The sequence below is a fragment of the Dongia sp. genome (assembly GCF_041909655.1).
GTDB lineage: Bacteria > Pseudomonadota > Alphaproteobacteria > Dongiales > Dongiaceae > Dongia.
Map to the genome: position 1 here is coordinate 210941 of NZ_JAYRDA010000003.1, position 24885 is coordinate 235825.

General features: G+C 61.6%; 26 protein-coding genes. 23 read left to right on the top strand and 3 right to left on the bottom strand.

Features of this window, described 5'->3' with window-relative positions; all coding sequences use genetic code 11:
• Positions 1–88: 88 nt before the first annotated feature.
• From ACE3PR_RS07195 to fabG, 5 genes are all read left to right on the top strand, one after another.
• Positions 89–1252: a PotD/PotF family extracellular solute-binding protein gene (locus ACE3PR_RS07195; RefSeq protein WP_374369806.1), complete on the top strand. Its 1164-nt coding sequence runs from the start codon at positions 89–91 to the stop codon at positions 1250–1252.
• A 104-nt stretch (positions 1253–1356) separates the two neighbouring features.
• Positions 1357–2439: an ABC transporter ATP-binding protein gene (locus ACE3PR_RS07200; RefSeq protein ID WP_374369809.1), complete on the top strand. Its 1083-nt coding sequence runs from the start codon at positions 1357–1359 to the stop codon at positions 2437–2439.
• A 5-nt stretch (positions 2440–2444) separates the two neighbouring features.
• The gene (locus tag ACE3PR_RS07205; RefSeq protein WP_374369812.1) at positions 2445–3302 is read left to right on the top strand and encodes an ABC transporter permease; all 858 of its coding nucleotides are present in this window, start codon (positions 2445–2447) and stop codon (positions 3300–3302) included.
• A gap of 4 nt (positions 3303–3306) precedes the next feature.
• Positions 3307–4128, top strand: a complete 822-nt coding sequence (locus ACE3PR_RS07210; protein WP_374369815.1) for an ABC transporter permease — start codon at positions 3307–3309, stop codon at positions 4126–4128.
• Between the two features lie 31 nt (positions 4129–4159).
• Positions 4160–4942 carry a 3-oxoacyl-ACP reductase FabG gene (gene fabG, locus ACE3PR_RS07215; RefSeq protein ID WP_374369818.1) on the top strand — a complete coding sequence of 261 codons (783 nt, stop codon included), beginning with the start codon at positions 4160–4162 and terminating at the stop codon, positions 4940–4942.
• A 4-nt stretch (positions 4943–4946) separates the two neighbouring features.
• Here fabG and ACE3PR_RS07220 read toward each other — a convergent pair whose 3' ends face one another.
• The gene (locus ACE3PR_RS07220) at positions 4947–6014 is read right to left on the bottom strand and encodes an AraC family transcriptional regulator (protein ID WP_374369821.1); all 1068 of its coding nucleotides are present in this window, start codon (positions 6012–6014) and stop codon (positions 4947–4949) included.
• Positions 6015–6285: 271 nt separating this feature from the next.
• Here ACE3PR_RS07220 and ACE3PR_RS07225 point away from each other — a divergent pair, with 271 nt between their 5' ends.
• From ACE3PR_RS07225 to ACE3PR_RS07290, 14 genes are all read left to right on the top strand, one after another.
• Entirely contained in the window at positions 6286–7284 is a 999-nt protein-coding gene (locus tag ACE3PR_RS07225; RefSeq protein WP_374369824.1) for a phosphotransferase enzyme family protein, read from the top strand.
• Positions 7285–7301: 17 nt separating this feature from the next.
• A complete protein-coding gene (locus tag ACE3PR_RS07230; protein WP_374369827.1) occupies positions 7302–8594 on the top strand; it encodes an aspartate aminotransferase family protein in 1293 nt (430 codons plus the stop codon).
• Positions 8595–8606: 12 nt separating this feature from the next.
• Positions 8607–10202 (top strand): aldehyde dehydrogenase family protein, encoded by a 1596-nt coding sequence (locus ACE3PR_RS07235; protein ID WP_374369830.1) that lies wholly within the window; start codon positions 8607–8609, stop codon positions 10200–10202.
• A gap of 16 nt (positions 10203–10218) precedes the next feature.
• A complete protein-coding gene (locus ACE3PR_RS07240) occupies positions 10219–10818 on the top strand; it encodes a BMC domain-containing protein (protein WP_374369833.1) in 600 nt (199 codons plus the stop codon).
• A 5-nt stretch (positions 10819–10823) separates the two neighbouring features.
• Positions 10824–11249: a hypothetical protein gene (locus tag ACE3PR_RS07245; RefSeq protein WP_374369836.1), complete on the top strand. Its 426-nt coding sequence runs from the start codon at positions 10824–10826 to the stop codon at positions 11247–11249.
• A complete protein-coding gene (locus ACE3PR_RS07250) occupies positions 11246–11503 on the top strand; it encodes a EutN/CcmL family microcompartment protein (protein ID WP_374369839.1) in 258 nt (85 codons plus the stop codon). Before ACE3PR_RS07245 ends, ACE3PR_RS07250 begins: the two co-directional genes overlap by 4 nt.
• 28 nt (positions 11504–11531) lie before the next feature.
• The gene (locus ACE3PR_RS07255) at positions 11532–11813 is read left to right on the top strand and encodes a BMC domain-containing protein (RefSeq protein WP_320502228.1); all 282 of its coding nucleotides are present in this window, start codon (positions 11532–11534) and stop codon (positions 11811–11813) included.
• Positions 11814–11956: 143 nt separating this feature from the next.
• Positions 11957–12592, top strand: a complete 636-nt coding sequence (locus ACE3PR_RS07260; protein WP_374369842.1) for a microcompartment protein — start codon at positions 11957–11959, stop codon at positions 12590–12592.
• 98 nt (positions 12593–12690) lie between these two features.
• Complete coding sequence (locus ACE3PR_RS07265) at positions 12691–13578, top strand: proline iminopeptidase-family hydrolase (protein WP_374369845.1); 888 nt, start codon at positions 12691–12693, stop codon at positions 13576–13578.
• A 13-nt stretch (positions 13579–13591) separates the two neighbouring features.
• The gene (locus ACE3PR_RS07270; protein WP_374369848.1) at positions 13592–14536 is read left to right on the top strand and encodes an ABC transporter permease; all 945 of its coding nucleotides are present in this window, start codon (positions 13592–13594) and stop codon (positions 14534–14536) included.
• A complete protein-coding gene (locus ACE3PR_RS07275) occupies positions 14536–15393 on the top strand; it encodes an ABC transporter permease (RefSeq protein WP_374369851.1) in 858 nt (285 codons plus the stop codon). Before ACE3PR_RS07270 ends, ACE3PR_RS07275 begins: the two co-directional genes overlap by 1 nt.
• Entirely contained in the window at positions 15390–16367 is a 978-nt protein-coding gene (locus ACE3PR_RS07280; protein WP_374369853.1) for an ABC transporter ATP-binding protein, read from the top strand. The genes ACE3PR_RS07275 and ACE3PR_RS07280 overlap by 4 nt, the downstream gene beginning before the upstream one ends.
• Positions 16364–17368 carry an ABC transporter ATP-binding protein gene (locus ACE3PR_RS07285; protein ID WP_374369856.1) on the top strand — a complete coding sequence of 335 codons (1005 nt, stop codon included), beginning with the start codon at positions 16364–16366 and terminating at the stop codon, positions 17366–17368. The genes ACE3PR_RS07280 and ACE3PR_RS07285 overlap by 4 nt, the downstream gene beginning before the upstream one ends.
• A complete protein-coding gene (locus ACE3PR_RS07290; RefSeq protein ID WP_374369859.1) occupies positions 17361–18884 on the top strand; it encodes an ABC transporter substrate-binding protein in 1524 nt (507 codons plus the stop codon). Before ACE3PR_RS07285 ends, ACE3PR_RS07290 begins: the two co-directional genes overlap by 8 nt.
• A 60-nt stretch (positions 18885–18944) precedes the next feature.
• Here ACE3PR_RS07290 and ACE3PR_RS07295 read toward each other — a convergent pair whose 3' ends face one another.
• Positions 18945–19766, bottom strand: coding sequence for a phosphodiesterase (locus tag ACE3PR_RS07295; RefSeq protein WP_374369862.1), 822 nt, complete (start codon positions 19764–19766; stop codon positions 18945–18947).
• Between the two features lie 204 nt (positions 19767–19970).
• Between ACE3PR_RS07295 and ACE3PR_RS07300 the strand changes: the two genes are divergently transcribed.
• The 4 genes from ACE3PR_RS07300 (at position 19971) to ACE3PR_RS07315 (ending at position 24205) form a co-directional block, all read left to right on the top strand.
• Positions 19971–20807 (top strand): pirin family protein, encoded by an 837-nt coding sequence (locus ACE3PR_RS07300; RefSeq protein ID WP_374369865.1) that lies wholly within the window; start codon positions 19971–19973, stop codon positions 20805–20807.
• 104 nt (positions 20808–20911) lie between these two features.
• Complete coding sequence (locus ACE3PR_RS07305; protein WP_374369868.1) at positions 20912–22501, top strand: trimethylamine methyltransferase family protein; 1590 nt, start codon at positions 20912–20914, stop codon at positions 22499–22501.
• 75 nt (positions 22502–22576) lie between these two features.
• Complete coding sequence (locus ACE3PR_RS07310) at positions 22577–23380, top strand: M55 family metallopeptidase (protein WP_374369871.1); 804 nt, start codon at positions 22577–22579, stop codon at positions 23378–23380.
• Positions 23381–23398: 18 nt separating this feature from the next.
• The gene (locus ACE3PR_RS07315) at positions 23399–24205 is read left to right on the top strand and encodes a hypothetical protein (protein ID WP_374369875.1); all 807 of its coding nucleotides are present in this window, start codon (positions 23399–23401) and stop codon (positions 24203–24205) included.
• Positions 24206–24295: 90 nt separating this feature from the next.
• Here the strand turns inward: ACE3PR_RS07315 and ACE3PR_RS07320 are convergent, their stop codons facing one another.
• Complete coding sequence (locus tag ACE3PR_RS07320) at positions 24296–24844, bottom strand: rhodanese-like domain-containing protein (RefSeq protein ID WP_374369878.1); 549 nt, start codon at positions 24842–24844, stop codon at positions 24296–24298.
• Positions 24845–24885: the final 41 nt, after the last annotated feature.

Genomic DNA, 24885 nt, shown 5'->3' on the forward strand with positions numbered 1-24885 from the left:
CGAAGCGAGCGAACACCATGATCAACAGGGAAGCGGCCGATCGCGCGCCACCAAGGCCCGACGGGACCGCGGCAACGGAGAGGGACAGATGAGCTATTCAAAGCAAACGCGTCGCGACTTCCTGAAAAATTCCGCGCTAATGGCGGGGGGGCTCGCTGCCGGCGGTTTGGCCGGTCTCGGTTCGGCCCGCGCCGACCGCTCCAAGGAACTCAATATCCTCTGCTGGGAAGGCTACAACTCAGCCCAGGTCCTCGACCCGTTCCGCACCTCTTCCGGCGCCACGGTGAAGGCTGAATCGCTGACCAACGATCCCACCATGATCAACCGTCTCCGGGCGGGCGAAACCAATATCTGGGACCTGATCAACGTCAACAATCCCTGGGCGCGCAAGATCATGTTCCCGGAAAAACTGATCAAGCCGCTCGACAAGGCAAAGTTCGAGCCCTATTTCGACAAGATGCTGCCGGCCTTCAAGGCGCCCTATAAATGGGCCCTCGATGACAGCGGCGACCAGATGCTGGGTATGATCCAGCGCTTTGGTCCCTATAGCTATGTGGTGAATACCGACAAGATCAGCCGCGCCACCGCGGAGGATCAGGGCTGGGATCTGTGGAACGATCCCGCCAATGCCGGCAAATACGGCATCCTGGAATCGGACGATTGGAACGTCTTCAACATCTGCTGCATTGCTGGCTTCGACCCCTTCAAGGAGCATAGCGATGACGAGGTGGCGAAGTTCACCGAAGCCGCGGCACGTGTTTTCAAGGGCGCCAAAGTGGTGGGGGATATCGCCACCATGAACCAGGCGCTGGTCTCTGGCGAAATTGATTTCCACATGACCGGGGGCACCTATTCCGCCTCGCCTGCCCGTGCCGACGGCGCCACCGCCATCCGTGGCATCACCCCGAAGAAGGGGCCGATGGAAGGTGGCAAGGGCGGCATCGCCTGGATCGAGGTCACCTCGGTGGTCAACAATCCCGACGTCTCGCCGCTGGCCGAGGCTTTCCTGGAATATGTCCAGGATCCGACCGTCTCCCATACCGTGGCCTTCGCCGAAGGCACCTTCAACCCGGTCACCCAGATGGGCAATCCCGATTGCTTCAATCTCTTCACCAAGGAAGAGCTCGACGCCATCCAATGGGACAGCCTGGAAGAAGAAATGGCGCGCTCGGCCGAATATGATATCGTTCCCGACTACGACAAGCTGCTCGACATCATGACGGCGGCGAAGCGCGAAGCTTCCGGCGGCTGATACATTTCTTCCGTCGACCATCACGCGGGTCGCCCCTCACCACATGACCGGGCGGCCCGCGCCTATTTTCATTCCTGTGATCAGATTCGGATAGCGCAAGGACCATGAACGGCCGCCCGTCCATTTTACAACTCCGCAACCTCACCAAGACGTTCGGCTCCTTCACCGCCGTCAACAATATCAGCCTCGATATCCAGGAAGGCGAGTTCTTCACCATCGTCGGCCCGTCGGGCAGCGGCAAGACCACGCTTCTGCGCATGCTGACCGGAATGGAGTTCGCAACCGGTGGCGACATCCTGCTGCGCGGCGCACGGATCAACGATCTGCCCGCCAACAAGCGCCCGACCTGCATGGTGTTCCAGTCCCTGGCGCTGTTTCCCCATCGCAGTGTCGGCCAGAACATCGAGTTCTCGCTGAAGATCAAGGGCGTCGATCCCGCCACGCGCAAGGCCCGTGCCCTGCAGCTGATGGCGCAATTGCGCCTGCCGGAAAGCTATTACGGCAAGAACGTCACCAAATGTTCGGGCGGCGAGCGGCAGCGCGTGGCGCTGGCGCGTGCTTTGGCTTACGACCCGGACATCCTGTTCTTCGACGAGCCATTGTCCGCGATCGATTACAAGCTCCGCAAGACGCTGGAGAAGGAACTGAAGGACATCCACCGCGAGACCGGCAAGACCTTCATCTACATCACCCACAGCCTGGAAGAGGCAATGGTGATGAGCGACCGTATCGGCGTCATGCGTGCCGGCCATCTGGTGCAGGTGGGCTCGCCACAGGAAATCTATTCGGCGCCGCAGACCAAATTCGTTTCGGAATTCATCGGCGATGTGAATGTCATCGCCGTGACCGCCAACGGTAGTGCCAATGGATTAGGCGGGGGCGTTCACGCAGCCGAATTTTCGATCGCCTTTAAAAGCCCGCCGGCACCTGCGGGTTTCAGTGCCGGCCATCTGGTGGTGCGGCCGGAATCCCTGCGCTTCGTCGCTGGCCCGGGCGAGGCCGAGAATATTCTCGAAGGCCGGCTTTATAACGAATATGTGCTGGGCTCGCGGATTCAGTATCAGGTCCGTGTCGGCGATCACGTCTTCATCGTCGAAAAGCTGCGCCAGCAGGCCTTCGGCGGCAAACTGGATGACAAGGTTCTGATCGGCTGGGATGCAAAAGACAGCATCCTGGTGACGGATTGAAGATCATGTCCGGCCTCGCCAAGCTCTTCGCCCCCGGCACGCGTCATGCATTGCCGATCCTGCTCTTTCTTGCCATCGGTTTCGCGGCACCACTGGCCGCCGTGATCGGCTACAGCTTCGTGCCGGCGCGGACATTCGGCCTGTTTCAGGCCTGGAGCTTCGACAATTATGCCGAGATCTTCAACTCGACCTCCTATCTGACGTTTCTCTGGTCCCTGGGCCTTGCCTGCGTGACCGTGCTGATCCTCGCTTTCATCTGCTATCCGATTGCCTTCGGCATGGCGCGGGTGTTCGGGAAATACGCCACGCTCGTCTCGCTGCTCTTCACCATTCCGCTCTTCGTTTCGGAAAATGTCCGCCTCTATGGCTGGGTGCTGTTTTTCATCAAGAATGGCGTCCTGTTGGGTACGCTCAAATCCTGGTTCGGGATCGAGCCGGAAAGCTGGCTGTTTTCGACCGGCATCATCGTCTGGGGCATGGTTTATGTGTATCTCCCCTTCATGCTGTTCCCGATGACGCTCGGCGTTTCCATGGTGCCGCAGCAGACACGCGACGCCGCCTTTGATCTGGGGGCCACGCGCTGGCAGGTTTTCAAGGAAGTTGATCTGCCGCTTTCGACGCCCGGCATCGTGATCGGCTTCCTGCTCACCTTCGTGCTCGCTGTGGGCGCCATTGCCGAAGCGAAGGTGCTGGGCGGCCAACAGATCATCCCGGTCAGCCACGATATCGAAATCGCCTTCACCTATGCGCAGAACTGGCCCCTGGGGGCGGCGCTCTCGGTCCTCCTGATGCTGGTGGTGGGGGTGCTCGTGCTGCTGGTGCTCCGCAAATTCGATCTCGATGCCATTCTGGGGCGGAGGTAGAAAGATGGGTGGTTCCGCTGATCGCATGCGCCGCGCCCTTATCTGGACCTGGACCGGGACGGTCGTCGTCTTCATGTATCTGCCGGCCCTCTGCCTGCTGCTCGCCTCCAGCACCGCCAGCCGCTATTTCATCTTCCCGATCAACAAATGGGGTTTCGATTGGTGGCAGAAGACTTTTGCCTCATTGGAGATCCATCAGCTCTTCAAGACCTCGATCACGATTGCCCTTTGCGTGATGGTGATCGCGGTGACGCTGGCTCTGTTCGGCGCGCTGGCCTTTGCGCGCTATGACTGGAAGGGCCGTTCGATCTATCAGAAGCTCGTCCTGCTGCCGATCTTCTTTCCGCAATCAGTGTTGGGCCTTGCCCTGCTGCTCTGGTTCAACAGCATCGGCCTCACCATGTCCTGGCAGACGGCGGTCTTTGCGCATCTGGTCTGGATCGTGCCCGTCTGTACCTTGGTGATTTCGATCCAGGTCTATTCTTTCGATCCAGCGCTTGAGGAGGCCGCCTTCGATCTCGGCGCCACGCGGTTCCAGGTGTTTCGCGAAGTAACCCTGCCGGTGCTCTTTCCGGGCATCTTCTCCGGCGCTCTCTTCGCCTTCCTGCTGTCCTGGGGCAATTTTCCCCTGTCGCTCTATACGACCGGCGCCGATACGACGATCCCGGAATATCTCTACGCCAAGATGGTGGCGGGCTATACGCCGGGTGTTCCGGTCCTTGGCACGGTCTCGACCTTCGGTGCCGCGGCTCTGCTGCTCTGCGGCTATTTCTTCATTCTGGTGATCCGCCGCCGCCGCGCCATGAGCGATGGCGGCGAGGCATAAACGCGCTCAAATCTCGGGGAGGGTCTGATTCATGTTGGGAGCATCGCTCAAAGGAAAATCCGTCATCGTTACCGGCGCCAGCAAGGGGATCGGCAAGGGCATCGCACGGGTCTTCGTGGAGCATGGCGCCAAGGTTCTGGTCGTTGGGCGCGATCTGGCTTCAGCCGAAGCGACAGCCAAGGAATTCGTCGCGCAAGGTGGTACGGCCAGCGCCTTTTCCGCCGATGTGAGCCAGCTGGCCGATATGGAAAAGATGGCGAAGGCAGCCGCCGAGCGCCATGGCGGCATCGATGTGCTCTGTGCCAATGCCGGTATCTTCCCGCAGGTGACGATCGAGAACATGTCGCCGGAAGTCTGGGATGAGGTCCAGGATGTCAATCTCAAGGGCACCTTCCTCTCCGTGAAGGCCTGCATCCCTTATCTCAAGAAAAGCAGTGCTGGGCGCATCGTCATCACGTCTTCCATCACCGGCCCAATCACCGGCTTCCCCGGCTGGACCCATTACGGCGCCACCAAGGCCGGGCAATTGGGCTTCATGCGCACCGCCTGCATGGAGTTGGCAAAATTCGGCATCACGGTGAATGCGGTTCTGCCCGGCAACATCCTCTCGGACGGCCTCAAGGCGATGGGCGAGGAATACATGAAGGGCATGGCCGCTGCCGTGCCGCTCGGCAAACTGGGCGAGGTCGAGGATATCGGCTATGCCGCCTTGTTCCTGGCCAGCCGCGAAGCCGGCTACATCACCGGCCAGACCATCATCGTCGATGGCGGCCAGATCCTGCCCGAATCCCCGGACGCCCTGGCGCAGATGTGAGGCTTCAATGCCCGTGCTTGCGGTAGGCCCGTGGGGAAATCCCGGTCCAGCGGGTGAAGGCGCGGGTGAAGGCGGATAGTTCCGAATAGCCGAGCAGAAGGGCGATCTCGGTCAGCGGCAATTGATGCTGGTCGAGATACATCTGCGCCAGGCTCTGCCGCGTCACCTCGATCGCGTCCTTGTAGGTGAGGCCCTGTTCGGCGAGCTCGCGCTGGATGCTCGCGGGTGCCACGCGCAGATCATGGGCGATGCGTTCGAGGCTGGGATAGCCGCCCGGCAGCGAGACGCGGATTGCGGTCTTCACCCGCTCGACCAGGCCCTCGTCGCCATTCCGATGCGAGCCCAGGGATTCGAGGCAGGTCCGCATCATGGTCATCAGCTGCAGGTCACTCCCCGGCATGCGCCGTTCGAGGAGTTCCGGACGGAAGATGAGCGCATTGGTGGGCTGGCTGAAATAGACCGGGGCGTCGAAGGCTTCTTCGTGCTCCTTCCAGAATTCCGGCCGTGGATGCTCGAAATGCACCTCGGCCGGCGCCCATTTCGGGCCGCAGCAATCGCGGATCACATTGGCGAACATGCCTAGCGACAATTCCGCATCCTGGCGTCGCTCGACGATCTCGGAGGCATAGATCTGGTATTCGAGACGCATCATCCCGTCCTGCCCGCGCTGAAGACGCATGGCAGATGATTCCTGATGGTAGTGGAAAAGGCGCACCAGGTTGTCGAGGGCCGCGCCCAAGGTCGGTGCCGAGACCGCCGCATAGCCCCACATGCCGAGATCGCGTGGCTGGAATTGCTGGCCGAACCACAGGCCGAAATTGCCGGCGCCGAAGCGACCGCTCCGGATCTGGCGCGACGCCTCTTCGAACAGCCGGCAATAGGACGACAATTTGACCTTCAGTGTCGGCGCGCCGGCCATGTCCGGGGCAATGCCGGAATTCCCGAAAATGGAATCCACATCGCCACCTTGCGCCTCGATGAAATCGACAAGCCCCGTCGCCGCAGCGGCGAGCACGATCGGCCCGGCTTCGCGGCGTGACTGGGAATTGGCATCCAGCAGAGCGGAGGTCATGGCAAACATCCCTCAGGCCGACAGGGCCAAACTATGGAACAGGGCCAAACTGTGGATAAGAAGGAATGATGGCACGCGGGACACCAGGCCTTCAAGCCTCAGCTGTCAAGATCGGCGCCGCTGGGGTCAAGCGCGGATGACATCCGGGAGCTAACCTGCTCCCAAGATGAAACATGCCGTCCGCGGATAAGCGGCCGGCCGAATTGGCTTGCTATGGCGCGATTCGGCTGAGAGAAGCCGGTTTTTCATCTCGTGTACGAGGACAGGGCAGATGAGCGGTATGCTCACAACGGAACAATTGCTGAAAGCGGTGGATGAGGTGGCGGCGGCGAGTCTGCCGCGCTGGGGGTTGGAGGGTGCCGATCTCGCCCTCATCAACCATTCCGAAAACTGGACCTACAAGGTGACGGCTAAAGGTGCCGCGCGGCCGGTGATCTTGCGCGTCCACCGCGAGGGCTATCATTCCGAGAACGGGATCCGCTCGGAGCTTGCCTGGATGCGGGCGCTCCAGGCCGAGGGCGGCGTGAAGACGCCCCAGGCTATTCCGGGTAAGGACGGCGCCGATATTCAATCCGTCTCGCATCCCGCACTCGCCAATCCCCGTCATTGCGTGCTCTTCGAATTCATCGACGGGATCGAGCCGCCGCAGGACAATCTCGTGGCACCCTTCCGGCAATTGGGCGAGGTCACGGCGCGCTGTCACAATCACAGCCAGAATTGGCAGCGCCCGCCCTATTTCGAGCGGCTCGCCTGGGATTTCGAGCATTCCTTCGGCGCCAATGCAAACTGGGGTTCATGGCGCGACGGGCCGGATTGTTCCCCCGACCGCGCCCGGTTGCTGCAGCGCGCGGTCGATCTCATGGAAAAGCGCCTGGCTTGTTTCGGCCAAGGCCGGGAACGCTACGGCCTCATCCATGCCGATTTCCGCCTTGCCAATCTGCTGCTTCATAACGGCGACGTGCGTGTCATCGATTTCGACGATTGCGGCCTCGGCTGGTTCCTCTATGACGCCGGCACGGCGGTCTCGTTCTTCGAGGACCGCGCCGACGTGCCCGATCTTATGGAAGCCTGGAAGGAAGGCTATCGCCGCGTGCGTGCCCTGCCGAAGGAGGATGAGGAAGAGTTGTGGACCTTTATCCTCATGCGCCGCATGACGCTCTTTGCCTGGATGGGCTCGCATAGCGAAACCGATCTCGCGCGGACCGAAGGTCCGGGCTACAGCACCGGCACCTGCGAACTCGCCGAACGCTATCTCAGTCAATACAGTTGAACATTCGGAGCCAGACGATGCCCGATCCCAAGCCGCAAAGCCCGGAAAAGCGCGAGTTCATCGCGAAATCCAAGACCTTTTGGAATCCGGGCAAGACCCAGGCCTGGCAGGATATGGGCGTCGATCTGGTGATCGACCGGCGCGAAGGCTATCTGCTTTGGGACATGGACGGACGCCGCCTGATCGATCTCCATTTGAATGGCGGCACCTACAATATCGGGCACCGCCATCCCGAACTGATCGAGGTGCTCAATCGCGGCATGCAGCGCTTCGACATGGGCAACCATCATTTCCCGAATCAAGGCCGTACGGCCCTCGCCGAAATGCTCGCAAGGATCTGCGGCGGCGACATGCATTACACGATGTATGCCTCGGGCGGTGCGGAGGCGATCGACATCGCGCTCAAAACCGCGCGGCACGCCACGCAGCGGCGCAAGATCGTCTCCATCGTCAATGCCTATCACGGCCATACCGGCCTTGCGGTGGCGGCCGGCGCCGACCGGTTCAAGAAGATCTTTCTCTCCGAGCAGCCGGACGATTTCGTCCATGTGCCGTTCAACGATCTCAATGCGATGGAAGATGCCCTCAAGGGCAAGGATGTCGCCTGCCTCATCATGGAAACCATCCCGGCCACCTATGGCTTCCCGATGCCGCTCCCCGGCTATCTCCAGGAGGTAAAGAAGCTCTGCGAGAAATACGGCGCCCTCTATGTCGCCGACGAGGTGCAGACGGGCCTCATGCGCTGTGGCGAGATGTGGGGCTATCAGCGCTATGGCATCCAGCCCGACATCATGGTGACGGGGAAGGGCATCTCGGGCGGCATGTATCCGATTGCCTGCGTGGTGGCGCGCGAACCCTATGCGGGGTGGCTGACCCAGGATGGCTTTGCGCATATGTCGACCATGGGCGGCGCCGAGCTTGGCTGTCTCGTCGCCATGAAGACGCTGGAAATCCTCGAGCGCCCGACCATGAAGCCGATGGTGAATTACATCGCCGAGACCTTCCGCAACGGGCTCCAGGAAATCATGAAGCTCTATCCCGATTTCTTTGTCGGTATCCGGCAATGCGGGCTGGTGATGGGCCTCGAGTTCAATTTCCCGGAAGGTGCCAAGCCGGTGATGAAACATCTTTATGAAAACGGGGTCTGGGCGATCTTCTCGACGCTCGATCCGCGCGTGTTGCAGTTCAAGCCGGGCGTGCTGATGACCGCCGATCTCTGCGCCGAGGTGCTGGAACGCGTCGAGCGCGCGGTGGGGCTGGCCTATGCCGAGTGCATAGGCCGAGGCCGAAGCAAGATCCGTGCGGCCTAGAGGCAAGATGACATGACCGCGATCGTTGAAGGAATTCTGGCCGGCGACCAGCGCGCAACCGGTGCCGCCGACATGATGCTGCAGAACGCCGAATGGGCGGCGGCGGCGTTTGCACGGTTCGACCGGGCGCACGTCGCCCGCATCGCCCGAGCTGCTGCCGATGTGGCCTTTGCCCATGCCGGCGAGCTCGCTGATGCGGCCGTTGCCGAAACGGGGTTCGGTGTCGCTGCTCACAAGAAGATCAAGAACGAGCTCACATCGAAGGCGCTCCATGATCTTTACGCGGCCGAGGATTACTGCACGGCGCGGATCAAATCGGAACTGAAGATGGTTGAGTTGCCGCGTCCGGCCGGCGTGGTGTTTGCCCTCACGCCCTCCACCAACCCGGTCTGCAGCGTCTATTACAAGGTGTTGATGGCGCTCTTCACCAGGAACGCCATCATCCTGTCGCCGCACCCGATGGCGAAGAAATGCTCGGTCCGGGCCGCATTGCTGATGGCCGAGGCGGCGGAGAATGCCGGGGCGCCCATGGGCGTCATCCAGGTGGTCGAACAGCCCACCCTGCCGCTGATCGAGCATGTGATGAAATCACCCCGTGTTGGTGTCATTCTGGCGACCGGCGGGACGCCGATGGTGCGGGCGGCTTATTCGTCGGGTAACCCCGCGATCGGCGTCGGGCCCGGCAATGCGCCGGTCCTCGTTGATGAGAGCGCCGATCTCGCTTTGGCGGCAAAGCGAATCGTCGAATCGAAGAGCTTCGACAATTCAATTCTTTGCACCAATGAAAGTGTCGTGCTCGCGGTTGAGAGCATCGCCGACCGGTTGCTGCAGGGGCTGAAATCGGCTGGTGCCTATATGGCGAAACCGGAGGAAGTCGCGGCACTTCGCGAATTGCTGTTCGGTCGCGGCACCTTCAATGTCGAGGTGCTGGGAAAATCGGCCGTCGAGATCGGCAAGCTGGCCGGGCTCAAGCTGGCGGCAAACGTCAAAATCATCCTGGCCGAGATCGACCGCATCGGCATCGATGAGCCTCTCTCCAAGGAAAAGCTTTGTCCGGTATTGGGCTTTCTGCGCGTGCCGCATGCGCAAGCCGGCATCACCCAGGCGCGGGCCCTCATCCGCCTCTCGGGCGCCGGCCATTCGGCGGCGATCCACAGCAAGCACGCGCCCACCATCCTCGCCTATGGGGCGGCGGTGAAGGCGCTCCGCGTGGTGGTCAACGCGCCCTGCAGCCAGGGGGCGGCCGGTTTCGGCACGCATCTAGCCCCGGCCTTCACCATCGGCACCGGCTATTTCGGCTCCTCCGCCGTGGGTGAGAATGTCGGGCCGCAGCATCTCATCAACTGGACCCGCATCGCCTATAACGACGAGCCGGCGGAAGCCTTTGGTGCGTTCGAGGGCCTCGATGCTTGGGCGACCGGGCCGGCGCTCGCCTTCGGCCGTGAGGCGCCGATCTCCCTCGGTCGCCTGCAGGAAGGTGCCGATGCCGCGCAGGACCCGCAGCCGCAGCCGCCAGCGGCGACGGGTACCATCGACGAGGTGGCGCTGATGCGCGAGGAAATCCGCCGCATGGTGCTCGAGGAATTGCGCGGGGCTCTCCGGTCATGAGGAACACCTAAGCATCATGGCCGAGCTCCGCTCCTTCATCTTCATTGACCAGCTGCAGCCGCAGACGCTCTGCTACATGGCGAGCGGCATGCGCGGCCGCCTGCCGCGCACCAACATGGCGGCACAGATCATCGAGGTGGCGCCGGGCCTCGATATCGAGGCACTGACCGATGTGGCGCTGAAACACGCCGACGTCTCCGGTGGCATGCTGGTGGTGGAACGGCAATACGGCTATCTCGAATTCCATGCCCGCTCGACATCTTCCGTGAAGGCCGCGGCCGAAGCCGTGCTGGAAGAGCTTGATGCGAAATCGGCGGAAGCGACGCCGCCCAAGATCCTGGCTTCCAAGATCGTGACCCGCATCGATCACGGCCACGCCTTCCTCATCAACCGCAACAAATCGGGCTCCATGATCCTGCCCGGGGAATCGCTTTTCGTGCTGGAAATGCAGCCTGCCTCCTACGCCATCCTCGCCACCAACGAGGCCGAGAAGACCGCCAATATCAAGGTCATCGATTACCGCATGTTCGGCGCCACCGGCCGGGTCTATCTCTCCGGCGAGGAATCCGACGTCCGCATGGGCGCCGAAGCCGCCCTCAAAGCGCTGGAGGGATGAGAGTGATGCTGGACAAGGACATGATCCGCTATCTCATCCGCGACGTGATCGCCGAGGAAGTGCGGAATCTCAAGGCAGGCAAGGTCTCGATGCCGCCTGTGACACGCATCGCCAGCGACGCCGATCTCGCCGCCTTCGCCCGTGACGTGCTGCATTTGGCCGAGGATCCGAAGATCCGGGCCGCGATTCTTGCCGGCAGACATCCTTTTCACCTGGCTGGTGATGCGAGGGCGACAACAGTGACAGCGGCACACACATCTGCCGCCCAGTCATCCCATCGCATCGACAAGGGTGTCGTGACGGAATCGGTGATCGCCAAACTGTCCAAGGACATCACGCGCCTGCTCCTCGCGCCAGGCGTCAGCGTCACGCCCCTGGCCCGTGACAAGGCCAAGGCACGCAACATCAGCATAGAGAGGATCGGACAATGATTCGTGGTCGGGTCGTGGGCCGGTATTGGGCCACCAAGCGCATCGAGCACATTCCTTCCGGCGCCTTCCTTGAAGTCGAAAGCCATGGCGGCGGCCGCATGATCGCCTTCGATGTGCTGGGCTGCGGCGAGGGCGAGGACGTGCTGATCGTGACCGGCTCCACCGCTGCCTCCTGGCTGGGTGGCGGCAAGATTCCAATCGATGCCCTTATCATCGGCTCGCTCGACGAGACTGGTAAATCGAAATCCAAGTAACCGCCTTTAGAAAAGCAAGGAGAGAGAAATGTCCAACGCAATCGGAATGATCGAGACCAAGGGTTTCGTCGCCGCTTTGGCTGCCGCCGATGCCATGGTCAAGGCCGCCAACGTGACCGTGGTCGGCCGCGAGGAAGTGGGTGACGGCCTCGTCGCCGTGATCATCAATGGCGATGTCGGTGCCGTGAAGGCAGCGACCGAAGCCGGCGCCGAAGCGGCGTCCAGCGTCGGCACGCTGGTTTCCGTCCACGTCATCCCGCGCCCGCATCCCGATCTCGGCAAGCATTTCTCGACCGCGTCGGGGAAGTGAGCAATGCCTCTCGCGGGAGAACCCTCCCCCTTTAGGGGGAGGGAAGGGTTGGGGCATGCAAGCAAAGATCTTGCAAGCCCATACCTCTCTCCCGACCTCCCCCCTGAAGGGGGGAGAAGGGGTGTTGTACGCAAGAGAGTCTCATGACCGAACTCCGCGTCTATCTGCTGGTGAAGGATCTTGGCCGCCAATTCGCGGCCTATATGTCGACGCCCACGCGCGCACGCGGCTATCCGCCGATGGAAGGCGAGCATTCGCTTATCATCGAGGTGGCACCGGCCTTGGCGATTCACCGCATCTGCGATCTTGCCCTGAAGAAGATGCCGGATATGGAGCCGGGCCTCCTCTATACCGAGCGACAATACGGCATCCTGGAACTGCATTCGGCCGATCTTGCGCATCTCAACGAAGCGGGGAAGGCGATCCTGGACGGGATCGGCCACAAGGCCGAGGACCAGTTGAAGCCGCGCACCCTCTATGCCGACATCATCGAAGACGTCTCGGACCAGCACGCGATCATTCTCAACCGCACGCGCGAAGCCTCAATGTTGCTCCCGGGAAAGTCGTTGCTGGTTTACGAACTTGAGCCGGCACTCTTTGCCTCGGTCGCCGCCAACGAAGCGGAGAAGGTCGCACCCGGCATCACGCTGGTCGACGTGCAGATGATCGGTGCCAGCGGCCGCCTGTTCCTCGCCGGCACGCGCAATGAATGCGAACGTGCCCGCGATCGCATTGATGAAGTTCTGGGCAGCGTCATAGGCAGATCGATCAAGAATTAGGCGGCGATGCCGCTTGATATCGCGCCTTGCAAAGCACTAGCATCAGCGCTTCGGGCCGCCGGAAAAGAGCGGCCGATCGGACAGGATCGAGGCTTGGCATGTGGCGCGAAATTCCCGCCGACGAACGGCATGACATCACGATCGATGGCTACCGTGTCGTCGCCTATGTTTTCGGCAAGGGACCGGAAACCGTTCTCTGTCTCAATGGCGGGCCGGGACTCCCCTGCGATTATCTGCGCGAGGCGCATTCCTGCCTCGTCGATCAGGGTTACCGCGTGGTTGCCTTCGACCAGCTCGGGACCGGTGCCTCGGACCGGCCGAATGATGCCAAGCTTTGGAACATCACGCGCTATGTCGCGGAAGTGGAAACGGTTCGCAAGACGTTGAACCTTGGCAAAGTGCATCTTCTCGGCCATTCCTGGGGTGGCTGGCTCTCGATCGAATATGCCGTGACGCATCCCGAGAATTTGAAGACGCTGATCCTCGAGGACACCAATGCCGACATGCCGCATCTGATCAGCGAGCTGATGCGTCTGCGGGATGCCCTGGGCTCAGAAACCGTGGCGATGATGCAGCGGCATGAAGCGCAAGGCACGCTCACCCACCCCGAATACCAGGCGGCGGTTACCATCCTCAATTACCGCCATGTCTGCCGATTGTCGGAATGGCCGGCACCGGTCAAGCGTTCGCTCGACGATTGGAACATGGGCCCCTATATGACGATGCAGGGCCCCAACGAGTTTCTCTATACCGGCAACCTCAAGGATTGGAACCGCGTTCCCGATCTTCACAAAATCCCGGTGCCGGTTCTCATCACCACCGGACAGCATGACGAATTGACACCGGCCTGCTCGCTGCGCATGAAGCTGCATTTGAAGGATGCGGAATTGCATGTCTTCCCGAACAGCAGCCACATGCCGTTCTATGAAGAGCCGCATGCCTATTATCCGGTGCTGATTGATTTCCTCAAACGCCATCGCGGTTGATCGGTTTCCCCGAATGGCCCTCCATCGCTACCGCTTCGTTCTCACCCGGCCCCTGCAATTGGTGCCGGTGCTCTTTGGCATCAGCTTGATCACCTTCGTTCTCGTGCGCCTCATCCCCGGTGATCCCGCCCGCGTGCTTCTGGGCACCAAGGCGACACCTGAGGCGATCGAGCGCATCCGCGCGCAATTCGGCTTGGACGAGCCGATCTGGCTGCAATATCTCTACTTTCTCAAAAACCTCGGCGCCGGCGAGATGGGCCGCTCGATTCTCTACAAGATCCCGGTCCTGCGCCTGATCGGCGAGCGCATAGAGCCAACTTTGCTGCTGGTGGGCGGCAGCGTCTTTCTGGCCCTCGCCCTCGCCATTCCTCTGGCGGCTCTGGCGGCCACCCAGCGCGGCCGCGTCACCGATCACGGCATCCGCCTCTTCTCGACGGCAGGGCTCGGCTTTCCGCCTTTCTGGCTCGCCATCATGCTGATCATCCTCTTCAGCGTGAAACTGGATTTCTTTCCCGTGGCCGGATATGGCAGTTCCTGGCCCGAGCGCCTGCATCACCTGGTCCTGCCCTGCTTCACCATCGCGCTTGCTCTCTCCGCCGTGATCACGCGCAATCTGCGGGCCAGCATGATCGCGGAGTTGGCGTCCGATCACGCCACTGCGGCACGGGCTCGCGGCACCTCGGAGCGGCGCATCTTCTGGCGCCATGTCCTTCCCAATGCGGTCATTCCAGCGATCAATCTCCTTGCCGTCAATATCGGCTGGCTGATCGGCGGCTCGGTCGTGATCGAAACGGTCTTCTCGATCCCGGGCATGGGCCAGCTCCTCGTGCGCGGCATCTTCACGCGCGATTACATGGTGGTGCAATCGGTGGCCATGGTCTTTGCCTGTGCGACCGTCCTGGTGAATTTCCTGGCCGACATTCTTACCGTCGCCATCGATCCCCGGGTGAAGCTCTGATGGCCGCGGCCACGCAGACACTTTCGCCCCGGCCCGCCTGGCTGCCACGTTTCGGCCGCTATCCAACGCCGCTTTATCTCGGCGGCGGCATCGTCGGTTTGATTTTCCTGCTGGCGATCCTGGCACCCCTGGTGGCGCCCTTCGATCCGATCGCGCAGGATATTTCGATCAAACTGCAACCGCCCAGCCTCGCCCATCTCTTCGGTACCGATAATTTCGGCCGCGACATCTTCAGCCGGGTTATCTGGGGGGCGCGGATCGATCTGCAAATCGGGTTCATCGGCGTGATCTTTCCCTTTCTCATCGGCACAACCATCGGCGCCGTTTCCGGCTATGCGGGGGGTGCCGTCGACGCGGTGGCGATGCGTGTGGTGGATGTGGTGCTTGCCTTTCCCTTCCTGGTGCTGATGCTGGCGATCATCGCCATTCTCCAGCCGGGTCTCGCCAGCTTCTATATCGCCATGGCGCTCGTGGGTTGGGTCTCCTATGCCCGTCTCATCCGCGCCCAGGTCCTGGTGCTGAAATCCAGCGATTACGTGCTGGCCGCGCGCAGCCTCGGCTTCTCGCATTTCCGCGTGCTTTTTCGCCATATCCTGCCCAATGCCATCACCGGTTCGATCGTCTTCTCGATGTCCGACGTGGTGCTGGTGGTCCTCAACGGTGCCGCCATTTCCTATCTCGGTCTCGGCGTGCAGCCGCCCACGGCGGAATGGGGTGTCATGATCGCGGAAGGCCAGAATTTCATCACCACGGCCTGGTGGATCACGGCTTTTCCGGGTTTTGCCATCGTCTTCATGGCCCTGGGATTCAGTCTGCTGGCCGATGGCCTCGGCGAGCTTCTCGGGGTGCGCGAATGAGCAGCACTCTTCTGGATGTCCGCAATCTGCGCGTCACGGCGACACGCCATGGCAGCAGCTTCGACATCGTCGACGATGTGAGCTTCAGCGTCGCACAAGGCGAGGTTCTCGGCCTCGTCGGCGAAAGCGGCTCCGGCAAAAGCGTCACCTGCCGTTCACTGATGCGTCTCCTGCCGGGCGCCAATCTAGCGCTTACGGGTGGCGAAATCCTCTTCGACGGTCGCGATTTCGCCAAGCTCAGCGACCGGGCGATCCGCGCCGAGCGCGGTGCCTCCATCGGCATGATCTTCCAGAATCCGGCCAGCCATCTCGATCCGGTGATGAGCATCGGCGATCAGGTGGCCGAGGCCATCCGCACCCATCGCGGGGTAAGTTCGCGCGAGGCTTGGGCGCAAGCCGTGGATCTTTTGCGTCAGGTCGGTATTCCCGACCCCGAACGCCGGGCGCGTGGCTATGCCCATGAATTTTCCGGCGGCATGCGGCAGCGGGCGATGATCGCGGCGGCTCTTGCCTGCGATCCCAAATTGCTCATCGCCGACGAACCGACCACGGCGCTCGATGTCACCGTGCAGGCTCAGATCCTGCGCCTTCTTCTCGATCTTCGCGATCGGCGCGGCCTTGCCATCATCCTGGTCACCCACGATCTGGGTGTCGTCGCCCAGACCTGCGACAGCATCGCCGTCATGTATGGCGGGCGCATCGTCGAGACGGGACCGAAGCGCGCTGTCCTGAAGGCGCCCTGCCATCCCTATACCGCGCGATTGATCGCCTGCCAGCCCAACCATGCGGTGGGGGGCAGGTTGCTGCCCAGCATTCCCGGCCAGCCGCCGGTTGCGGGTCAGATGCCGCCCGGTTGCCGCTTTCATCCGCGCTGTGATCTCGCGGTGGATGAATGCCGCGCGGCGCGGCCGCCTTTGCTCCAGCGGGCGCCGGACCATCTCGCCGCCTGTCCGGTGATGGCAGGTGTGGCATGACGGGCTCCGGCAAGGCGTTGCTACGGGTCGAGGATCTGGCGGTACATTTCCGTGCCGACCGCAAGCGCTTCGTGCGCGCCGTGAACGGTGTCAGCTTCGAGCTTCTGCCGGGCGAGACTCTGGGTCTGGTGGGCGAAAGCGGTTGCGGCAAGAGCACGCTCGGCCGCGCGCTTCTGCGCCTCGGCCCGATCACCGGCGGCAGCGCCTATTTCGACGGCATCGACATCGCCGGCGCCGATGCCACCGGCATCGCGCATTTGCGGCGCGAAACCGCGATGATCTTCCAGGACCCCTATAACGCGCTCAATCCGCGCCTCCCCATCGGGGCCGCCATTGCCGAAGTGCTTGCGGTGCAGGGAAAAGTGCCACGCGCGGGCATCCAGGCACGTGTCGCCGAATTGATGGCGATGGTCGGACTCTCGCCGGATCTTGCCGATCGCCGGCCAGCGGCCCTCAGCGGCGGTCAATGCCAGCGTGCCGGGATCGCCCGCGCGTTGGCGGTCGAGCCCAAGCTCATCATCGCCGATGAATGCGTGGCGGCCCTCGATGTTTCGATCCAGGCGCAGATCATCAATCTGCTGATCGAGCTCAAATCGCAGATGAATCTGGCCCTCATCTTCATTGCCCATGATCTCGGCGTGGTGCGGCGCCTCTGCGACCGCGTCGCGGTCATGTATCTTGGCCGCATCGTTGAAATGGGTCGCACCGAGGATGTTTTCAGCGATCCCCAACATCCTTATACCAAGGCCCTGATGCGCGCGATCCCCGAGATTGATCCGGATCGCGGCCTTCCCAATGATCCTCTGGGCGGCGAACCGCCGAGCCCCCTCGATATTCCACCGGGCTGCGCCTTTCATCCGCGTTGTCCGGCGGTGATGCCCATCTGCCGGCAGGATCCGGTACCGGCCACGCGCTTCATCAATGCCTGCGAAATTGCCTGCCATCTCTATGACGATCCACAGACGAACCATCAATCAACCAGGGAGAGGATCCATGCTTAAAAAGAAGCTACTCGGCATCGGCGTCGCGAGCGTGCTCGCGCTGCTGACCATCGGCACCAGTATCGCCGAAGCGGATGGGGTGCTCAGCATCGGCCGTCGCGAGGACGGCACCACGTTTGACCCGATCAAGACTGCGCAGAACGTCGATTTCTGGGTGTTTTCGAATGTCTATGACGTGCTGGTCCGCGTCGACAAGACCGGCACCAAGCTGGAACCCGGCATCGCCGAAAGCTGGGAGATCGCCGATGACGGGGTGACCTATACCTTCAAGATCCGCGATGCGAAATTCTCCGACGGTTCGCCGATCACGGCCAAGGATGTGGCCTTCACCCTGACGCGCATCCGCGACAACCCGGAATCGCTCTGGGCCGATATGTACAAGGTGATCAAGACGGCGGAAGCGAAAGACGACCGCACTCTGGTCATCACCTTGAACCAGCCGACGGCCCCGTTCCTGGCAGCTCTTGCCATGCCGGGTGCTTCCATTCTCTCCGAAAAGGGTTTGGCCGAGATGGGCGAAGAAGCCTGGGCCGAGAAGCCCCTGGCTTCTGGCGCCTTTACCGTTGAGGAATGGGTCCGCGGCGAAAAGGTCGTCCTGAAGAAGAATCCGAATTTCTGGGAAGCCGACCGCGTGAGCCTCGACGGCGTCGAATGGATCTCGATCCCCGACGACAACACGCGCATGCTGAAAGTGCAGGCGGGCGAGCTTGATTCCGCCATCTTCGTACCGTTCTCGCGGATCGAGGAGCTGAAGAAGGATCCGAATCTGCAAGTGCATCTCGACACTTCGACCCGTGAGGATCATCTGCTGATCAATCACGAGAAGGGCGCGCTCGGAAAGAAAGAGGTGCGCCAAGCCCTCGACATGGCGATCGACAAGCAGGCGATCGTCGACACGGTCACCTTCGGCTTCGGCGAGGTCGCCTATTCCTTCGTCCCGAAGGGCGCCCTTTATCACAATGCCAATAATCTGAAGCGGCCTTACGATCCCGAAGGTGCAAAGAAATTGCTGGCCGATGCCGGCGCGTCTGATCTTACCCTCGATTACATCGTCGATACCGGCGACGAAGTCGCCGAACAGACCGCGATTCTCATCCAGCAGCAATTGGCGGCGGCGGGTGTCACCGTCAACATCCGCAAGGTCGATCCCAGCTCGTCCTGGGATATGGAAGTGAACGGTGAATTCGACCTCGCCATGAATTACTGGACCAACGACATCATCGATCCCGACCAGAAGACGACCTTCGTCGTCGGGCATGACGCCAACATGAACTACATGACCCGCTACAAGAACGACAAGGTGAAGGATCTGGTGGCGGCTGCCCGCGTCGAGATGGACCCGGCCAAGCGCGAGGCGATGTATATTGAAATCCAGACCATCGCCAAGGACGATGCGCATTGGATCGATCTCTTCTACAGCCCCTATCGCAATGTCAGCCGCAAGAACATCGAGGGGTTCTATCAAAACCCGCTCGGCCGCTTCTTCCTGGAAGACACGGTAAAGAAGGCCGAATGACCTTGCCGGACTGAATACGGAGAAGGCCGGGCGCCAGCGCGTCCGGCCTTTTTCTTTTCCCTATAGCTTGAAGCGCTGCGGCCCGGTCAGGAACGAGCGCTGGTGCACCACCACCAATTCCTCGGTGATCAGCACGACACCGTAATGCGGTGCCTCGGGCGATCCCCAGACCGTGTCATCCGGTTCCGCGAGCGCTTTCTCGACGGAGAGATAGGGGGTGAGTTCCAGTGCCGTCTGGTGGTTGGTGCCAAAGAGGGTCGAGAACGGCATGCCGCGCCAGGAGCCGGAGATCGGGCGGTGGATATGGCCGAAGAACATGTGTCGGATGCGATTCCAATGCGGCGTCACTGCATCCACGAACGGCTTGCTGTCGAGGATACTGAGCCGGTCATCGCCGGCGATGCCGACGGGAAAGGGCGGATGATGCTGGCAGAGATAGACCGGTTTCTGGCCGCTCTCGGCCAGAGCCTGTGCCAGCCAGGCGGCGCGGCGTTCGCAGAAAACGCCTTCATGGCGAAAGGGCTCGATCGTATCCAGCATCAGGAAGACACCCTGCGCCGTCTCCAGCTTTCCCTGCACGAAACCGTTGCCGTCATCGAAGGCGCCCTTGAACACGGCGCGCAAATCCTCGCGGCTGTCATGATTGCCGACCATGAGATGGACCGGCATGGGAAGGGGCGCCAGAATCTCCTTCATGATCTCGTAGGTGGCCTTGCCGCCGCGATCGGCGAGATCGCCGGTGATGATGCAGAAGGCGGCATCGGCATGCGCGGCGCGGATGTCCTCGACACAGGCCTTGAGGCGCCAGGAAGGATCGGTCCCATAGAGCGCCTCGTTGCGCCCGACCAGATGGGTGTCGGTGATGTGGATGAATTTCAGCATGGGAAGGACCGCCGCCGCTTGGGGTGAGGAAACGGAGCCTATACCGGCCCCGGCATTCCTGGCTTGCGAAATTGCGCCGTGCCGCGTCGTATTGTGTCGGATGAGTCAACAATCTGGTGACTGGTGCGGTGATTGTTCAGCGCCCGCCGAGTGCCTATCTTCTTCAGCATATCTTCCAGAACTTTTGCCGCCGGAGCCAGTCAGATGAGCCAGATCCGCGAAACCATCCATGTCATTCCGGGCCAGGACGCCTCGGATGGGGCCGGGGTCCGGATGAAGCGCGTCTTCCCGGTCCAGGGCATCCTGCAAATCGATCCCTTCCTGCTGTTCGACGAGTTCGGCTCGGACGACCCCGACGCCTATATCGGCGGCTTTCCGGACCATCCCCATCGCGGCTTCGAAACGGTCACCTATATGCTGGCCGGGCGCATGCGACATTTCGACAACAAGGGGAATAGCGGTTTGCTGACCGCCGGTGGTGCCCAATGGATGACCGCCGGGCGCGGCCTCGTCCATTCCGAGATGCCGGAACAGACCGACGGCCTCATGCGCGGCTTCCAGATCTGGGTCAATCTGCCGGCGGCCGAGAAAATGACGGCGCCGCGCTATCAGGATTACGCGCCCAGCGAGATTCCGGAAAAGACGCTGGAAGGTGGAATCACCGTGAAGGTCGTGGCGGGCGAAGCCGGCGGTATTGCGGGGCCGGTCAATGGCGTCTCGCGCCAGCCCTTGCTGGTCGACGTGACGCTCCCGGCGGGCACGGCCTGGCAATGCCCGGTCGATCCCGCGGCGACCGTCCTGGTCCATGTCTTCGAAGGTGCTGTTACCGTCGGCGACGAATTAGTCCCGGCTGCGCATATGGCGGTGACGGTGGAGGGCGACACGGTTTCCTTGCAGGCTGGCCCCGAGGGCGGCCGCGCCCTCATCCTCGCTGCGCGCCCGATCGGCGAGCCGGTCGTCCGTGCCGGTCCCTTCGTCATGAACACCAGGGCCGAGATCGAGCAGGCCTTCCAGGATTACCAGGCCGGCCGCTTCGGGTGATGAGCTAACCGCATCGCGCCAGCATCATTTCTCGTCATCTAGCGCCTGTTCGATCACAGGCCCACTTCGCTAAGGTCATCCCACCAATTTCTGGCGAGGGTGACATGGTTGACGAGATCAGCGGCGAACATCCGGAAAGCGAAAGTGGTGCGCGGGTCGCCGTCCGGCGCCGGCGCGGGCCGGAAAATGCCAGACGGCCGCGCGAGAGCGGCCTTTCCCAAGGCCATTTCCCGGCGATCCTGCGGCGCGCCCTCAAACCCATCGAACCCCTGAGTGCGGATCAGATCGAGGCGATCCACCAGGCTTCGCTCACCATCCTCGAAGAGATCGGCATCGAATTCATGGGTGCTGCCGCCCGCGATCTCTTTTCCAAAGCCGGGGCCAGAGTCGATCACGCGACCGGTCTCGTGCGGATTCCCCGCGAGGTGATCGACGCGGCCTTGAAGACCGCGCCGCAAAGTTTCCGCCTGACACCGCGCAACCCTGCGCGGACCATAGAACTCGGTGGCGATGCGCTGGCCTTCGGCCTCGTCGCCGGCCCGCCCAATGTGCATGACTTTGTGAACGGCCGCCGCGCCGGCAATCTCGCCGATTACAAGCGCCTTATCGCACTGGCGCAAAGTTTCGACATCATCCATCTCCTCGGCAACCAGACCACGGCGCCGCAGGAATTGCCGGTGAGCTCCCGCCATCTCGATTGTTATCTCGCCAATGTGACCCTGACCGACAAGGTCTATCACTGCACTGCGATCGGTCGAGAACGCGCACTGGACGGCATCGACATGATGGCGATCTCGCGCGGCCTGACGCGCGAAGAGATGCGCGACGATCCGGGTGTCCTCACCATCATCTCGGTGAATTCCCCGCGCCGCTTCGACGAAGCGATGAGCGAAGGATTGATGGCGATGAGTGAATGGGGCCAGGCGGTGGTGGTGACACCCTTCACGCTGATGGGCGCCATGGCACCAGTCAGCCTTGCCGCGGCCTTGGCACAGCAGAATGCCGAGGCGCTGGCGGGCATCGCGCTCTCGCAATTGACGCGGCCTGGTGCACCCGTAGTCTATGGCGCCTTCACTTCCAATGTCGATCTCCGCTCCGGCGCGCCGGCTTTCGGCACGGCCGAGAATGCGCGGGCGACCCTTGCCGGCGGACAATTAGCGCGGCGCTATAACCTGCCCTACCGCGCCAGCAATGCCAGCGCCTCCAACATCGTCGATGCCCAGGCGGCCTATGAATCTCAGATGTCGCTCTGGTCCTCGGTCATGGGCGGCGCCAATCTCGTCTATCATGGTGCCGGCTGGATGGAAGGCGGTCTCACCGCATCCTTTGAAAAAGTGATCCTCGATGTCGAGATGCTGCAGATGATGGCGCTCTTGGTACAACCCTTCGATACCAGCGAGGCGGAACTCGGCCTCGACGCCCAGCGCGAGGTAGCACCCGGCGGTCATTTCTTTGGCGCGCAACACACCCTGGAACGCTATCAAAATGCGTTCCGTCGGCCGTTGCTCTCCGATTGGCGCTCCTATCCGGCCTGGGCCGAGGATGGAGCCAAGAACGCCACCGAACGCGCCACCGGTATCTGGCAGCAGGCGCTTGCCGCCTTCACGCCGCCACCCTTGGATCCCGCCATCGCCGAGGCGCTCGACGCTTTTGTTGCAAAGCGCAAGGAAGAGCGCAGGAACGCCCAGGACTAGGCGTGCCGGCACTAGCTTTTATCGGCCCGTTCGGGCAACACTTCGGCCGAGCCAATCCTCTCTCGAAGGGCAGCCATGAAGGTCTATATCAGCAGCGATATCGAAGGTACCGCCGGCATCACCAATTGGAACGAGGCCGAGAAGGCCCATGCCGATTACAAGGAATTCCGCGCGCTGATGACCGGCGAGGTAATGGCCGCGATCGAGGGCGCCATCGAGGCCGGGGCGACGGAGATCGTCCTCAAGGATGCGCATGATTCCGGGCGCAACATTCTCACCGAGGATCTGCCCGATTGCGTCAGGATCGTGCGCGGGTGGAGCGGCCATCCCCTGAGCATGGTGCAGGAGATCGACGAGAGTTTCGATGCCGTCCTCTTCACCGGCTATCATTCGCGCGCGGGCGCGGAGAGCAATCCGCTCGCCCATACCATGAACTTGAATATCGGCGAGCTACGCTTGAACGGCGTGCCGGCCTCGGAATTTCATCTCCATGCCACGGCCGCCGGCTATTACAACGTGCCGGCGGTGTTTCTCTCCGGCGATGAAGGCATCTGCGCCGATGCCGAACGGCTCAATCCAGGGATGGAAACAGTCGCGACCCTTGAAGGAATCGGCCGCTCCACCGTCTCGATCGCGCCCAAGCTCGCGCGCCGCAAGATCAGGGAAGGGGTGAAGCGCGCCCTAAGCGGCAACCGCGCCGCCTATCTGCTGAAGCCCGCCGCCGAAACGGTGATGGAAGTTTTCTTCACCAACCCCGTCTCGGCCTACAAGGCGTCGTTCTATCCGGGGGCCAAACATCTCGGCAATCGTACGGTTCAGTTCGCCCACAAAGATTTCTTCGAAATCATGCGCGCGCAGAAATTCATCCTGGGGGCGTAAGCAGACGGGGAGATTACATTGAAGTTAATTGCCGTACTTGCATTCCTGATCGTTTTTGCTTTGCCGGTGAAGGCACAGGATCTGGCAGTTGATAATGGTTTCCGTCGCTATACCAACGACCCGTCGCTCATTTCACTGAATATTGTAAGGCGAGACAGTCAAAGCCTCCTTCGCCATCTCTCGATCCCCAAGAACGCCTTGGTCTATGCCTCGGGATACCCGATCGATGACTTTCCGCAATGGCCTGACGTTATGAACACTTCAGGTAGAATTACCTTCGCCATCCTGGCGCCGGAAGGATCACCTGCTGGCAAGATTGTGTCGGAAGCGGTAAATCGAAACGGATATATCAGCAGTGTTCTGAGGGACCATAGAAAACAGATGATCGAGGTCGACGTCGGTTGCTGTCGTTCGGCTACGGCTCCCCCACGCTACAGCGACTTCGTAGAGCCGTTTCATGCGCATGAGCGTGCAATCGAAGCGGTCACCGAAGAAGGATTGAGGAGTGTAGAGCTTCGTGCTCCCAAGATACAAAAGAATGGAACGCTAGATTTCACGACGTGGGTCAGCACTGATGGAAAGATTACGTACTTCGGAGATCGATCAGTCGACAGTTTCGATGTTGCTCGCTGCACGAATCAGTTTACGAACGCCATATATTATTGTGACTACCACATTGGGCTGGATGGCGGCGTTTCCCTCACGGTAAAGTTTGTCGACTTCCGCGGCAACGGCGGCAGAGCATTTGTAAATCGTTATATGAACCTAGCTCTGCGTGCCTACTGCCAATACGATCTTAAATGCGGTTGGAAAGAGAACGAGTAGGACGCCGAAAAACGACCCGTCACCATCTCGATCGCGCAGTTCAATGCCCAGGATGACGGCAAGGCCGGCAACAGCACCTGAGCGGCACCGTCAATTGCGAGAGGCGATGAAATCGCCGCTGCCCGCCGGGGGATAGATGGCGAGGAAGCCCGCCTGGCGAAGTGCCGGCAGGCCACCCTCCACCGCGACGGCGCGCATCTGGCCAAGGCTGCGGAGGGTTGTGACGATCTGCTCGGCCGAATCGCCCAACACCACGACCGGCTGTGCCGTGGAGAGGCCGAGCGCGCGCAACTTGGTGGTGAGTGTTGCATCGTCCTGCGTGAGATCGATTCCGTCGATGCCTTGTGCATTGGGCAGGGCATCTGCAAGGCGCGTCTGAGGATCGCGGGCATCCAGCACCAGGGCGCCCGAGGCGATGAGCGCGCGTGCTTCCTGGACCGAGACCAATCGCCGGGCGGCAAAATCGATCACATCGACCGAACTGGTGGGGCCCGCTGCGAGGCCGCTCATGCTGGCAACGAGGCCGATCGAGACCGGCAGGATGGCGATGAGGATGGCGAGGCTGAGGATCCCGCCCAGCGTATGGAGATTGAGCAGATGGGACGAGCGCTGCGACGCGCGGAGAACGGCTGCTTTCATGATCTAGATCGACTTTCCCTGAGCCGGCGGCTGGCGGTGGG